This window comes from Amycolatopsis sp. NBC_00438 (genome assembly GCF_036026695.1).
Lineage (GTDB): Bacteria > Actinomycetota > Actinomycetes > Mycobacteriales > Pseudonocardiaceae > Amycolatopsis.
This window is the reverse complement of sequence record NZ_CP107923.1, coordinates 2998073-3012332: the sequence shown is the minus strand read 5'-3', so window position 1 is coordinate 3012332 and position 14260 is coordinate 2998073. Positions and strand designations below refer to the sequence as shown.

Sequence of the window (14260 nt, the reverse complement as noted above, 5' to 3'; positions counted from 1 at the left end):
ACGGATGGTTCGATGAGCGAGGCCAAACTCCTCGACTACCTCCGGCGGGTGACCGCCGATCTGACCCGCACGCGCGAGCGGCTGGTGGAGGCGGAATCCGCGGGCGGTGAACCCATCGCGGTGGTCGGCATGAGCTGCCGCTACCCCGGCGACGTCGACACGCCCGAAGCGTTGTGGCGGCTGGTCGACGGCGGGGTCGACGCGATCTCCGGCTTCCCGGAGGACCGCGGCTGGCCGCTGGCCGACCTGCTCGGCGAACCCGGCGCCCCCGGGACGTCCGCCACCGCCGAGGGCGGCTTCCTGCACGGCGCCGGCGGCTTCGACCCGGCGTTCTTCGGGATGAGCCCGCGTGAGGCGCTGGCCACCGACCCGCAGCAGCGGCTGCTGCTCGAAACCTCCTGGGAGGCCTGCGAATCCGCCGGGATCGACCCGCACACGCTGCGCGGCAGCGACACCGGCGTGTTCGTCGGCGTGATGTACAACGACTACGCGATCGCGCTGCAGGGTGTCACCGAAGACCTCGAGGGCTACCAGAGCAACGGCAGCGCCGGCAGCGTCGCCTCCGGCCGGATCTCCTACACGTTCGGCTTCGAGGGCCCGACCGTCAGCGTCGACACGGCGTGCTCGTCGTCGCTGGTCACCATGCACCTCGCGGCCCAGGCGCTGCGCCGCGGCGAGTGCTCGCTGGCGCTGGCCGGCGGCGTCGCCGTGATGTCGACGCCGATGGTGTTCATCGAGTACAGCCGCCAGGGCGCGCTGTCGCCGACCGGCCGCTCACGCGCGTTCGCCGAGGGCGCGGACGGCACCGGCTGGTCCGAAGGCGTCGGCATGCTCGCGCTCGAAAAGCTGTCCGACGCGCGGCGCAACGGCCACGAGGTCCTGGCCGTATTGCGCGGCTCGGCCGTCAACTCCGACGGCGCGTCCAACGGCCTGACCGCCCCCAACGGCCCGTCGCAGCAGCGGGTGATCCGCCAGGCGCTGGCCGACGCGAAACTCTCACCGTCCGAAGTGGACGTCGTCGAGGCCCACGGCACCGGCACGTCGCTCGGCGACCCGATCGAGGCCCAGGCGCTGATCGCGGCCTACGGTCAGGACCGGCCCGAGGGCCGGCCGCTGTGGCTGGGCTCGCTCAAGTCGAACATCGGGCACACCCAGGCCGCCGCCGGTGTCGGCGGCGTGATGAAGATGATCCTGGCCATGCGCAACGGCGTCCTGCCGCGCACCCTGCACGCCGAGACGCCGTCGTCGCGCGTCGACTGGGCCGCGGGTGACGTCGAGCTGCTGACGACGTCCCGGCCGTGGCCTCGCACCGGAGCTCCGCGCCGGGCCGCCGTCTCGTCGTTCGGCGTCAGCGGCACCAACGCCCATGTTGTTTTGGAACAGGCCCTGCCGGTTGAAGCCCTGGCTGCGGCGGCGGAACCGCCCGCCGTGCCGTGGGTGCTGTCGGCGAAGTCGCCGGAAGCACTGGCCGCCCAGGCCGCGGGCCTGCTGGCCCACCTCGACGAGCACACCGGGCAGCCCCCGGCCGCGATCGCCCGCACCTTGCTGGCCCGCAGCCGCTTCGACCACCGCGCCGTCGTGGCCGGCACCGGCGTCGCCACCCTGCGCGAAGGCCTGTCCGCGCTGGCCGCCGGCGTCCCGTCGCCGTACGCGGCCACCGGCGCCGCGACCACCACGACCGGGCCGGTGTTCGTGTTCCCCGGCCAGGGCTCGCAGTGGCCGGAGATGGCCGCGAGCCTCCTCGACACCGCGCCCGTCTTCCGCCGCCACATCGAGGAGTGCGCCGAGGCGTTCGCCCCGTACGTCGACTGGTCGCTGCTCGACGTCCTGCGCGGCGCCGACGGCGCGCCCTCGGTCGACCGGGTCGACGTCGTGCAGCCCGTCCTGTTCTCGGTGATGGTGTCGCTCGCGCACCTCTGGCGCTCCTACGGCGTCCGCCCGGCCGCGGTGCTGGGCCACTCGCAGGGTGAGATCGCCGCCGCCTGCTTCGCCGGCGCCCTGCCGCTGCCCGAAGCCGCGCGCATCGTGACCCTGCGCAGCCGCCTGATCGGCGACCGGCTCGCCGGCCACGGCGGCCTGCTCTCGGTGATGGCGTCCGAAGAGGACGTCCGCGCCCTGCTCGGCGACTTCGACGGCACCCTGTCGATCGCCGCCGTCAACGGCCCCCGCACGGTGACCGTCGCCGGTGAGCCCGGCGCGCTCACCACCCTCGAAAAGCGCCTCTCGGCGGCCGGCCTGATGCGCTGGCGCGTCGAGGGCATCGACTTCGCCGCGCACAGCCCGCAGGTGCGCGTGCTGCACGACGAACTGGTCGCCCTCCTCGGCGAGCTGCACCCTGCGGCGTCCGCGATCCCGTTCTTCTCCACCGCCGACGAGAAGTGGCTCGACGGCTCCGAACTGGACGCCGAGTACTGGTACCGCAACCTGGAACGCACGGTGCGGTTCGACTCCGGTGTCCACGCCGCCCTGGAACTCGGCGGCCGGCACTTCGTCGAGGTCAGCCCACAGCCGGTGCTGAGCCTCGGGCTGCAGGCGATCCTCGAGGAGTCGGGCACCGGCGCGACGGCGTCGGCCACCCTGCTGCTGGGCCACGGCGGCCTGGACCGCTTCCTGGTCGCCGTCGGAGCCGCGTTCGCCCGTGGCGCCGACGTCGACTGGAACCTGCCGGCCGGCAGCCGCGTCGCGCTCCCGACGTATCCCTTCCAGCGCACGAACATCTGGCCGCAGACGAGCCTGCAGCCGGCCGGTGACATCTCGGCGCTGGGCCTCGGCGCGGCGAACCACCCGCTGCTGGGCGCGGTGACGGCGTTGCCGGACACCGAAGGTTTCCTGTTCACCTCGCGGCTGTCGGTCTCCACACACCCTTGGCTGGCCGAGCACACCTTCGGCGGCTCGGTGCTGCTGCCCGGCACCGCGTTCCTGGAGCTGGCGATCCGCGCCGGCGACGAGGCCGGCTGCCCGGTCGTCGAAGAGCTGACCCTCGCCGTGCCGCTGGTCGTCCCGGCCGGCCAGGCCGTCCGGACGCAGCTCGTGCTGGGCCCGCTGACGCCGGCGGGCCGTCGCACTCTCGCCGTCTACGGCCGGCCCGACACCGACGGGGACGAACCGTGGACGTGCCACGCCAACGGTGTCCTGCGCGCCGGCGAGCAGCCGGCGGCGGGGGAGTTCCCCGCCGAGTGGCCGCCGCCGGGCGCCGAGCGCGTCGACCTCACCGGCTTCTACGACCAGGCCGCCGAAAACGGCTTCGGATACGGGCCGCTCTTCCGCGGCCTGGAATCCGTGTGGCGCCTCGGCGAAGAGGTCTACGCCGAAGTCGCGCTGCCCGAGGCGAACCGCGCCGAAGCGGCCGCGTGCGCGCTGCACCCCGCGCTGCTCGATGCCGCCCTGCACGCCACGTCCTTCACCGGCGACGGCGGCCAGAGCCGCCTTCCGTTCTCGTGGACCGACGTCGAGCTGTACGCGGTCGGCGCGTCGCGGGCCCGGGTCCGGATCGCGCCCTCCGGCTCCGGCAGCGTCCGCATCGACCTCGCCGACGCGACCGGTGCACCCGTGGCATCGGTCGGCTCGCTGCTGCTGCGCGCGGCCGCCGTCGATGCTGCTCCGGCCACCTTCGGCGACAGCCTGTTCCGCTGGGAGTGGCAGGCCGTGCCCGCGCCGGAGCCCGGCCGCCTGGCCGACGGCAGCTGGGTCGTGGCCGGCGCCGACGAGTTCGGCCTCACCGGCGCCGTCTACACCCTCGGCCGCGCGGTCGAGACGTTCCTCGGCATCGGCACGCTGTCCGCCGCCCTCGACGACGGCCTGGAGCCGCCCGAGCTGATCCTGGTGCCGCTGGTGCACGTGCGGCCCGAGGACCCGCGGGAATCGGCGCACCTGCTGACGAAGTGGGTGCTGGGCCAGGTCCAGGCGTTCCTCGAGGAAGACCGGCTGCGCACCACGCGGCTCGTCTTCGTCACCCGCGGCGCCACCGAAGGCGCCGACCTGTCCGCCGCGGCCGCCTGGGGCCTGCTGCGCTCCGCGCAGACCGAGAACCCGGGCCGGCTCGTGCTCGTCGACCTGGACGAGTCCGGCGACCAGTCCATCCGCGACCTGCTCCCGATGCTGCCCGGCCTGCTCGCCTCGGGCGAACCCCAGGTGGCCCTGCGCGACGGCGTCCCGCACGTCGGGCGCCTCGCCCGCGTCCGCGGCGACGCCTCGCCGGCGGAGGTCTGGCGCGACGCGGGCAAGGTCCTCATCACCGGCGGCACCGGCGCGCTCGCCCGGACGATCGCGCGGCACCTCGTGACCGAACACGGCGTCCGCGAGCTGCTGCTGGTGAGCCGCAGCGGCGGTACGGCCCCGGGCGCGGCGGAGTTCGCCGCGGAACTCGACGCGGTGGTGGACTATCGCGCCTGCGACGTGTCCGATCGGGACGAACTGGCCCGGTTGCTCGACGCCGAGCCGTCGGTCCGGGCGATCGTCCACACCGCCGGCGCGCTCGAAGACGGCGTCCTCGGTTCCCTGACGCCGAAGAAGCTCGAGACGGTGTTCGCGCCGAAGCTCGACGCGGCCTGGCACCTGCACGAGCTGACCCGCGACCGCGACCTGGCGGCGTTCGTCCTGTTCTCGTCGTTCGCCGGCCTGGCCGGCACCGCCGGGCAGGGCAACTACGCCGCCGCCAACGCGTTCCTCGACGCGCTGGCCCGGCACCGCCACGGGCTCGGCCTGCCGGGCACGTCGGTGGCCTGGGGCAGCTGGGTCCGCAACGACAGCGTCATGGCCGCGCAGCTCGACGACGCCGCCCGCCGCCGCCAAGCGCGTGGCGGGGCCCTGGAACTGACGGGGGAGCAGGGCGTCGCGCTGTTCGACGCCGCGCTGGCCCGCCCGGCCGACCCGGTGCTGGCCGCGATCCGGCTGGACCTGGCCGCGATGCGCGCGTCGGGCGAGGTCCCGCCGATGATGCGGGTGCTGGTCCCGCCACCGTCGCGCCGCTCGGCGGTCTCGGCCGAAGCGGTGGGCTCGTTCGCCAAGACGTACGCCGACCTGCCGGAAGAGGGCCGTCCCGCGGCCGTCCTGGACCTGGTCCGCACGCTCGCCGCCGCGGTGCTCGGTCACCCGAGCGCGGCCGCGGTGGCCGTCGACGGCGGCTTCCCCGAACTCGGCTTCGACTCCCTGACCGCGATGGACCTGCGCAACCGCCTCCAGGCCGCGACGGACCTGATCCTGCAGGTCGGCGTGGTGTTCGACCACCCGACCCCGCTCGAGCTGGCCGGCCACCTGGGCGCCGAGCTGGAGCGCGTTTCGCGGCCCGCCGAGTCTTCGACGGCGCCGGAAACCGTGTCCGCGCAAGCGAACGAGACGATCTCCGGCTTGTTCACGCAGGCCCTGTATAACGGCCAACAAGCCGACGCGATCGACTTCCTGCGCGCCGCGGCGACCCTGCGTCCGAAGTTCCGCACGTCGGACGAGCTGACCCGCCCGATCCGCCCGCTGCGCCTGGCCCGCCGCGACCCGGACGCCGCGCCCGGCCCGCACCTGATCTGCGTTCCGGCTCTGGTCGCGATGGCGGGGGTGCAGCAGTACTCGCTGTTCGCCGCGTCGTGTCGCGGCCAGTACGACGTCTCGGCGGTCCCGATCCCGGGCTTCACCGACGGCGAAGCGCTGCCGGCCGACCGGGACGCGCTGGTCGCGGCCGAGGCCGACGCGATCTTCGCCTACGCGGCGGGGGAGCCGTTCGTGGTACTCGGCGTCTCCACCGGAGGCTTGCTGGTCCACGCGATCGCCACGGAACTGGCCCGCCGCGGCACGCCGCCGGCCGGGGTGGCGCTGCTGGACCCGTACGCGGTGGACAGCCAGTTCGTCGCGAGTGCGGGCGGCGGCCTGATGACGGGGCTGTACAAGCGGAACCAGCAGTACACCGAAGTCACGAGCGCCGGGCTGTCGGCGATGGCGTGGTGCTTCGACCTGATGGAAGGCTGGGACCTGGGCCCGCTGCCGTGCCCGACCTTGCTGGTCCGGGCGTCGGAGCCGATCGTGGCCGAGCAGGCGGAAGTCGAGTGGCGCTCGGCCTGGGCCCACGCGGACACGGTGACCGACGTCCCGGGCAACCACTTCACGATCGTGGAGGAACACATCGCCGAAGCGGTGGCGGCGGTCCGGGCCTGGCTCCCGGACGTCGGCTGACGGCTGACAGCGCCCAGACTTGTCGTGAGTGTTTAGGGCGGTTCTAACCGCCCTAAACACTCACGACAAGCCGCGGCAGACTCACAAAGCCGCGGGCTCGGCTCGGGCGCTAGGTCGCGGTCGGGTCGAGGGACCGCGCGACGATCCCGGTGATGCCGCCGAGCTGACCGAGCTGCTCCTCGGTCAGCAGGCCGAAGACGTGCTCGCGCAGGGTCGCGTAGTAGCCGGGTGCCGACTCGTCGTACTTCCTCAACCCCGCCGGGGTCAGTGACGCGATCGTGTAGCGGGTGTCGGCCGGGTCGGACTTGCGGACCAGCCAGCCCTGCCTCTCCAACCGAGACGCGATGCGGGACAGGTGCGACGGCGTGACCCGGGACATCTCCGCCAGCGACGTCATGGTGCGGTCCTGGTGCTGCGACAGGCACCACAGGATCAGGAACTCGGCGTGGCTCAGGCCGTCCTGCTTGAGCCGCCCCTCCAGGGCCGCGGGCAGCCACAGGATCACGGACAGCAGCGACTCCCAGGTGTCCGCCTCGGCCGGGGCGAAGCTGTCATCCGCTTCCACGGGCGTGACTGTACACGCAGTCACTTTCCGCGGAAAGTGATCTGCGAGACACTTGCCATGGAAAGTAACTGACTTTAAGTTAGTTTCCAAGGAAAGCATCCGCGGATCGAGGAGTCACCATGCGCGCAGCCCGCTACCACGACTACGGCCCGGCGGACGTGCTCGTCGTCGAGGACGTCCCGGAACCGCACGCCGGGCCCGGCGAGGTCCGGATCCGCGTCGCCGCCGCCAGTGTGAACCCGGTCGACTGGAAAGTGCGCTCGGGGGCGGCCCGCGCGATGTTCGAGGTCGGCTTCCCGGCGATCCCCGGCCGCGACGCCGCCGGCGTGGTGGACGAGGTCGGCGAAGGCGTCACCGGTGTCACCGTGGGTGACCGGGTGTTCGGGCTCGGCGGCGTGTTCGGGGCGTCCGCGCAGTACGCCACGCTGTCCGCGTGGGCGCCGGTGCCGGACGGGTGGACCCTGACGCAGGCCGCCGCCGCCGGGCTGGCCGTCGACACGGCCGGCAGCGGGCTCGACGCGCTCGGCGACCTGGCCGGCCGCACGCTGCTGGTCGAAGGCGCGGCCGGCGGGGTGGGCAGCGCCGCCGTCGCCTTGGCCGTGGCGCGCGGCGCCACCGTCATCGGCACCTCGAGCGCGGGCAAGCACGAGTACCTGCGCGGTCTGGGTGCCCTGCCCACCACCTACGGCGAGGGTCTGGCCGACCGCGTCCGCGATCTCGCCCCCGGCGGTGTGGACGCCGTGCTCGACACGGCCGCCTCCGGCTCGCTGGCCGACCTCGTCGCCATCGCCGGCGACCCGGACCGGGTCGTGACGGTCGCCGACGCGGCCCGTGCGGGTGGACTCGGAGTCCGGGCCCGCAACTCGGAGAACAACTCCGCGCTGCTCGCCGAAGGCGCCGCGCTGGGCGCCCGTGGCGGCTACACACCGCACCTCGCCGCGACGTACCCGCTGGACGAGATCGCCGAGGCGCACCGGGAGTCCGAAGGCGGCCACACGCAGGGGAAGATCGTCGTCCTCGTCTGACGGGACACGCGGACGAGCCCGGCACCGGGGGATGGTGCCGGGCTCGTCCGCCGCCGGGGAAGGCGCGTTCTCGGGGTCAGGCCACCGGATCGGGCGACGGCCGTGCGTCCAGCAGCGGCGTCTTCGCGTCCGGGACCAGGGTCGCCTCAGTGGGAGTGACATCGGCCGTCTCCGACGCGACGGCGCGGGCCTGGGCCGCCTTGCGCTTCGCGGCCTGCTCACCCAGCTTCTTGTACCGGGCGCGGTTGATGAAGAACTCGGCGATCAGCAGGTTGACCACCCACGGCACCCACGACGTCAGCGTGGACACCTGGTCCTGCACCGCCGCCGGGCCGTCGACGCCCATCGTGAAGACCTCCGGCTCCAGCCAGAGGATCGCCGGGCCGAGCCAGAAGCGGGACGCCAGGATCGAGAAGCACAGCGCGAAGCTGCGCAGCATCCACTCGCGGTGCTCCACGATGCGGCCCTGGCGGGCGCGGCGGAAGCCGGTGATCGTGGTGATCAGCCAGAGCAGGCCGAGGATCGCGTTGCCGACCTTCTGGCCGGGGCCGTGCGTGAGCAGCGGCGTGATCGTCAGGATCGCGATCCCGGCCGGCAGCGCGCCGCCGAAGACGTAGATCCGGCCGGACACGCGGTGCAGCTTCGGGTACTTGTTGCGCAGCTTGGGCCACACCTGGATCGCCGCGGTCACGAACGCGACCGAGCCGAAGAAGATGTGCGCCACCAGCAACGGGTAGTAGAACGGCACGTCCAGCCGGGTCGCCGCCGTCGACTTGCTCGGATCCAAGCCGACGTAGTTGGGCAGCCGGAACGCGAGGAAACCGAACGCGAGGAAGTAGAAGGGGACGATCCAGGGGCGTCTCAGCGCCGTTCCGATGCGTGACATGGTGGGCCTTCCGTGGGAGGAACCGGCGCGAAGAGTGTGGCGCGAAGACAGTGGGGAAAACCGTAGAGTTCGCTCTCCACCGGGCCGGATCGGCCGCAACAGCTAGGGAAAACAGGGTCCGGGTGACGGCATAGTCTGCCTGACCTCCGTGTCGGCGGTGGTTCGGGCGGCGGCGCACCGCGGCTTCCCAGCGCCCGCCGGAACGGACCCCGTCCGAACCCTTGGGAGCGCCGCGGTGGAACGATCCGAGCACGTGCCTGACGAGCGTGCCGTTGCCCGTGCAGGTGCCGTCGCGGTCGTGGGCCTCGCCTGCCGGCTGCCGTCGGCCGACGGGCCCGGCGCGTTCTGGACGCTGCTGCGCGAAGGCGCCGACGGCACCACCGAAGTCCCGCCGGAGCGCCGGTCCTCGGTGCCGCCGGAGACCCGCCGCGGCGGCTTCCTGTCCGATGTGGACACCTTCGACGCCGCCTTCTTCGGCGTGCCGGCGGGGGAAGCCGCGACGATGGACCCGCAGCAGCGCCTCGCCCTGGAACTGGGCTGGGAGGCCCTGGAGGACGCGCGGATCGTCCCCGCCCGCCTCGAAGGCAGTGCGACCGGCGTGTTCGTCGGGTCCAGCGCGGACGACTACGCGACGCTGCTCAAGCAGCGCGGCGCCGCCGCCATCGGGCACCACACGCTCACCGGCCAGAGCCGCGCCGTCGTCGCCAACCGCATCTCCTACACGTTCGGGCTGCGCGGGCCCAGCATGTCCGTCGACACCGGGCAGTCGTCCTCGCTCGTGGCCGTGCACCTCGCCTGCGAAGCCTTGCGCAGCGGCGAAGCTGACCTGGCGCTGGCCGGTGGCGTCCAGCTCAACCTCGCCCCGGAGAGCACCGTCGCCGCAGACCGGTTCGGCGGCCTCTCACCCGACGGCCGTTGTTACACCTTCGACGAGCGCGCCAACGGCTACGTCCGCGGCGAGGGCGGCGGGTTCGTCGTCCTCAAGCCCCTGGTCGCGGCGCTGGCCGACGGCGACCGCATCCACTGCGTCATCGAGGGCGGCGCAGTCAACAACGACGGCTTCAGCGACACCCTCACCACCCCGAGCGCGCAGGCGCAGGAAGCGGTCGTCCGGGCCGCGCTGCGCCGCGCGGGCGTCCCGGCCGACGCGGTGCGCTACGTCGAGCTGCACGGCACCGGCACCCGCGTCGGCGACCCCCTGGAAGCGGCCGCGCTCGGCGCGGTGTTCGCGCCCGGCCGGCCCGGCGACGACCCGCTGTGGGTCGGCTCGGTGAAGACCAACATCGGCCACCTCGAAGGCGCCGCGGGCATCGCCGGCCTGCTGAAGGTCGCGCTGTCCCTGGCCCACGGCGAGGTACCGCCCAGCCGCAACCACGACCACCCGAACCCGGCCATCCGCTTCGACGAGTGGCGCCTGCGCGTCACCTCCGACGTCGAATCGTGGCCCCAGGCGACGGCCTACGCCGGTGTTTCGTCCTTCGGCATGGGCGGCACGAACTGCCACCTCGTCCTGTCCGCCCCGCCGCAGCGGGTCGAGCCGACCGGACGCACCCGCACGGACGGCTCGGTCGTCCCGTGGGTCCTGTCCGCCCGCACGCCGGGCGGCCTGCGCGGCCAGGCGGCCGAGCTGAGCACCCTCGACGCGGCCCCGCTCGACGTCGCGCATTCCCTCGTCACCACGCGCAGCGCCTTCCCGCACCGCGCCGTCGTCCTGGCCGCCGACCGGGCCGCCGCCCTGGCCGCCCTCGCCGCCGGCGATCCGGCCGCCGACGTCGTCTCGGGCACGGCCACCGACGCTCCCCGCCTGGCCGTGCTCTTCCCCGGTCAAGGCGCCCAGCGGCCCGGCATGGGGCGTGACCTGTACACGCGGTTCCCCGTCTTCGCCGACGTGATCGACGCGATCTGCGCGCGCTGCGACACCGAACGCCCGCTGCGGGACGTCCTGTTCGCGGAGGAGGGCTCGGCCGAGGCCGCGGTGCTCGACGAGACCGGGCACACCCAGCCCGCGCTGTTCGCGTTCGAGGTCGCGCTGTACCGGCTGTTCGCGTCGTGGGGTGTCGCCCCGGCGTTCGTCGCGGGGCACTCGATCGGCGAGCTCGCCGCCGCGCACGTCGCCGGCGTCCTGTCGCTGGACGACGCCTGCATGCTGGTCACCGCCCGCGGCCGGCTGATGGGTTCGCTGCCCGCCGGCGGCGCGATGGTCTCGATCCGCGCCGCCGCCGGGGAGGTCGAGCCGCACCTGACCGGCGACGTCGTGCTGGCCGCGGTCAACGGCCCCGCGTCCGTCGTCGTCGCCGGGCCGGAAGAGCCGGTGCTGGCCCTGGCCGCGCGGTGCGAAGCCGACGGCCGCAAGGTGACGCGGCTGCCGGTGAGCCACGCGTTCCACTCGCCGCTGATGGACCCGATGCTGGCCGAGTACCGCGGCGTCGTCGACCAGCTCGACCTGCGGCCCCCGACCCTGCCGGTCGTCTCGACCGTGACCGGCCGCCCGCTGAGCGCGGCGCAGCTGCAGTCGCCGGACTACTGGGTCCGGCAGGCGCGCGACACGGTCCGGTTCGCCGACGCCGTGACGACGTTGGGGCGCCAAGGCGTCACGGCGTTCCTCGAACTCGGCCCGGACGGCACGCTCACCTCGCTCGTCCGCGCGTCCCTCGACGGCCACGGCGCACCCGTCACCGTGCGGGCCTCGCTGTCCGGCCGCTCCGAGGAGCACGGCGTCGTCACGGCCCTGGCCGGGCTGTACGTGCACGGCATCGACGTCGGCTGGACCGCCGTGACCGGCGGCGGCGCGGTGCTGGACCTGCCGACCTACGCCTTCGACCGGGAGCGCCACTGGTTCGACACGCCCGAGCCCGCCCGGACCGCACCCGCGCCGCCGGCCGATCGCGACCTGCTGCGGCTCGTGCGCGGCGAGGCCGCCGCGGTCCTCGGCGTCACCGGCGGCGTCGACCCCGACACCTCCTTCCGCGAACTGGGCTTCGACTCGGCGATGAACGTCGACCTCGCGGTCCGCGTCGGCGCGGCCACCGGCCGGACGCTGGCCACGACCGAGGTCTTCGACCACCCCACGGCCCGCGACCTCGCCGGGTACCTGGCCGGCGTGCTGCCCGAAGCCGCCGCGCCCGCGCCGGCCACCGGGGGCGCGGCCGACCCGGTCGTCGTGGTCGGCATCGGCTGCCGGTACCCCGGCGGCGTCCGCTCGCCCGAAGACCTGTGGCGCCTCGTCGACGGCGAAGTCGACGCGATCGCGGCCATGCCGGGCGACCGCGGCTGGCCCGCCGCCGTCCTGGACACCGGCCGTCCCGGCGGGTTCCTCGACGACGTCGCCGGCTTCGACGCCGGCCTGTTCGGCATCTCGCCGCGCGAAGCGCAGTCGATGGAGCCGCAGCAGCGGCTGGTCCTCGAAGTCGCCTGGGAGGCCCTGGAACGCTCCGGCATCGCGCCACTGTCCCTGCGCGGCACGCCGACCGGGGTGTTCGTCGGGGCCACCGCCCAGGACTACGGCCCGAAACTCGCCGAAGCGACCGGCGACGCCGAGGGCTACGTCCTCACCGGCACCTCGCCGAGCCTGGTCTCCGGCCGGCTCGCGTACGTGCTGGGCACCGAAGGGCCCGCGGTCACGGTGGACACGGCGTGTTCGTCGTCGCTGGTCGCGCTGCACCTGGCCGTCCGGTCGGTGCTGTCCGGCGAGACGTCCCTGGCCATCGCGGGCGGCGTCACGGTGATGGCCGAACCCGGCATCTTCGTCGAGTTCGCCAAGCAGGGCGGGCTGTCCGAAGACGGCCGCTGCAAGGCGTTCGGCGACGGCGCCGACGGCACCGGCTGGGCCGAAGGCGTCGGCATGGTCGTCGTCGAACGGCTTTCCCGCGCCCGGGAGCTCGGCCACGATGTCCTCGCCGTGGTGCGCGGGTCGGCGGTCAACTCCGACGGCGCGTCCAACGGGCTCACCGCCCCGAACGGCCTCGCGCAGCAACGCGTGATCCGCCAGGCCCTCGGCGACGCCGGACTGGCTGCATCGGACGTCGACGTCCTCGAAGCCCACGGCACCGGCACCCGCCTCGGCGACCCGATCGAAGCCCGGGCCGCACTGGCCACCTACGGCCAGGACCGCCCGAGCCCCCTGGTCCTCGGCTCGGTGAAGTCGAACATCGGGCACACCCAGGCCGCGGCCGGGGTGGCCGGCGTGATCAAGATGATCTTCGCGATGCGCCACGGAACGGTGCCGCGCACGCTGCACGCCGACGTCCCGTCGTCTCACGTGGACTGGACGGCCGGCGCGGTGGAACTCGCGACGGCGGCGCGTGACTGGCCGGCGGGGGAGCGGCCGCGCCGCGCCGCGGTGTCGTCGTTCGGCATCAGCGGCACCAACGCCCACGTGATCCTGGAACAGGCGCCGGCTTTCGAGGTGGGCGAGCCCGCACGCGACGTCGTCCCGGCCGTGGTGCCGTGGGTCGTGTCCGCGCAGTCCGACGACGCTCTCCACGTGGCCGTCGAGCAGCTGCGCGCGGTCGACGCGGATCCGGTCGACGTCGGCGCTTCGCTGATCACCACGCGGTCCTCGTTCGACCGGCGGGCCGTGCTGCTCGCCGGACCCGACGGCGTCGCCGAGGTCGCCCGCGGGACGGCGCCGCCGGTCGAACCGCTCGTCGCGGTGCTGTTCGCCGGCCAGGGCACCCAGCGCGTCGGCATGGGCGCCGGGCTCGCCGCCCGGTTCCCGGTGTTCGCCGCCGCGTACCAGGAGGTCATCGGCCACTTCGACGCCGCGATCGGCACCGACGACGCCGCCGTCCTGAACCGGACCGGCACCGCGCAGCCCGCATTGTTCGCGCTCGAGGTCGCGTTGTTCCGCCTCGCCGAATCGCTCGGGGTGCGTCCCGACCACGTCGCCGGGCACTCGATCGGCGAGCTGGCCGCGGCCCACGTCGCCGGTGTGCTGTCGCTGGCCGACGCGTGCACGCTGGTCGCCGCGCGCGGCCGGTTGATGGAGGCGCTGCCCGAGGGCGGCGCGATGGTCTCGCTGCGCGCGTCCGAGGACGAGGTCCGGCCGCTGCTGGCCGACGGCGTCACGATCGCCGCGATCAACGGCCCCACGTCGCTGGTGATCTCCGGCGTCACGGATGCGGTTCTGCAGGTTGCTTCGGCGTTCGAGGACACGCGGCGGCTTTCGGTGTCGCACGCCTTCCACTCGCCGCTGATGGCCCCGATGCTCGACGACTTCCGCCGCGTCGCCGAAGGCTTGACGTTCCACGAGCCGTCGATCCCGGTCGTCTCGACGGTCACCGGCCGGATCGAGCCCGGGCTGACCGACCCCGGGTACTGGGTCGAGCAGGTCGTCGCGACCGTGCGGTTCGCCGACGCCGTGACCACACTGCAGGCCGCGGGGACCGAGGCGTTCGTCGAGATCGGCCCGGACACCACGCTGTCGGGCATGATCGCGCGGGCCCTGCCCGGCGCGGCGACCGTGCCGCTGCTGCGTGCCGACCGCGCCGAGGAACCGGCCGTCGCCGCCGCACTCGGCCGGCTGCACCTGCTCGGCGTCCCCCTGGACTGGGACGCCTACTTCGCCGGGACGGGCGCGCGTCGCGTCGCGCTGCCGACGTACCCCTTCCAGCACGAGCGCTTCTG

At 74.0% G+C, this 14260-nt stretch carries 4 protein-coding genes and 1 pseudogene (1 of these 5 only partly in view); 3 read left to right on the top strand and 2 right to left on the bottom strand.

What is annotated here, in order from left to right:
* Nucleotides 1-21: 21 nt before the first annotated feature.
* Nucleotides 22-6159: pseudogene (locus OG494_RS13735) on the top strand (SDR family NAD(P)-dependent oxidoreductase); the annotation flags it as partial.
* Nucleotides 6160-6268: 109 nt separating this feature from the next.
* Here the strand turns inward: OG494_RS13735 and OG494_RS13730 are convergent.
* Nucleotides 6269-6724, bottom strand: coding sequence for a MarR family winged helix-turn-helix transcriptional regulator (locus OG494_RS13730; RefSeq protein ID WP_328455586.1), 456 nt, complete (start codon nucleotides 6722-6724; stop codon nucleotides 6269-6271).
* 119 nt (nucleotides 6725-6843) lie between these two features.
* Here OG494_RS13730 and OG494_RS13725 point away from each other — a divergent pair, with 119 nt between their 5' ends.
* On the top strand, nucleotides 6844-7749 hold the full coding sequence (locus OG494_RS13725) for an NADP-dependent oxidoreductase (protein WP_328455584.1): 906 nt from the start codon (nucleotides 6844-6846) through the stop codon (nucleotides 7747-7749).
* 76 nt (nucleotides 7750-7825) lie between these two features.
* On the opposite strand, the gene OG494_RS13720 is transcribed toward OG494_RS13725, so the two are convergent.
* On the bottom strand, nucleotides 7826-8635 hold the full coding sequence (locus OG494_RS13720; RefSeq protein WP_328455582.1) for a DUF2306 domain-containing protein: 810 nt from the start codon (nucleotides 8633-8635) through the stop codon (nucleotides 7826-7828).
* A gap of 253 nt (nucleotides 8636-8888) precedes the next feature.
* Between OG494_RS13720 and OG494_RS13715 the strand changes: the two genes are divergently transcribed.
* A protein-coding gene (locus OG494_RS13715) for an SDR family NAD(P)-dependent oxidoreductase (RefSeq protein WP_328455580.1) crosses the window boundary here: on the top strand, nucleotides 8889-14260 show its 5' end (the start). The gene runs 22270 nt beyond the window's last position; only the first 5372 of its 27642 coding nucleotides appear in the window; it begins with the start codon at nucleotides 8889-8891; its stop codon lies off the right edge, out of view.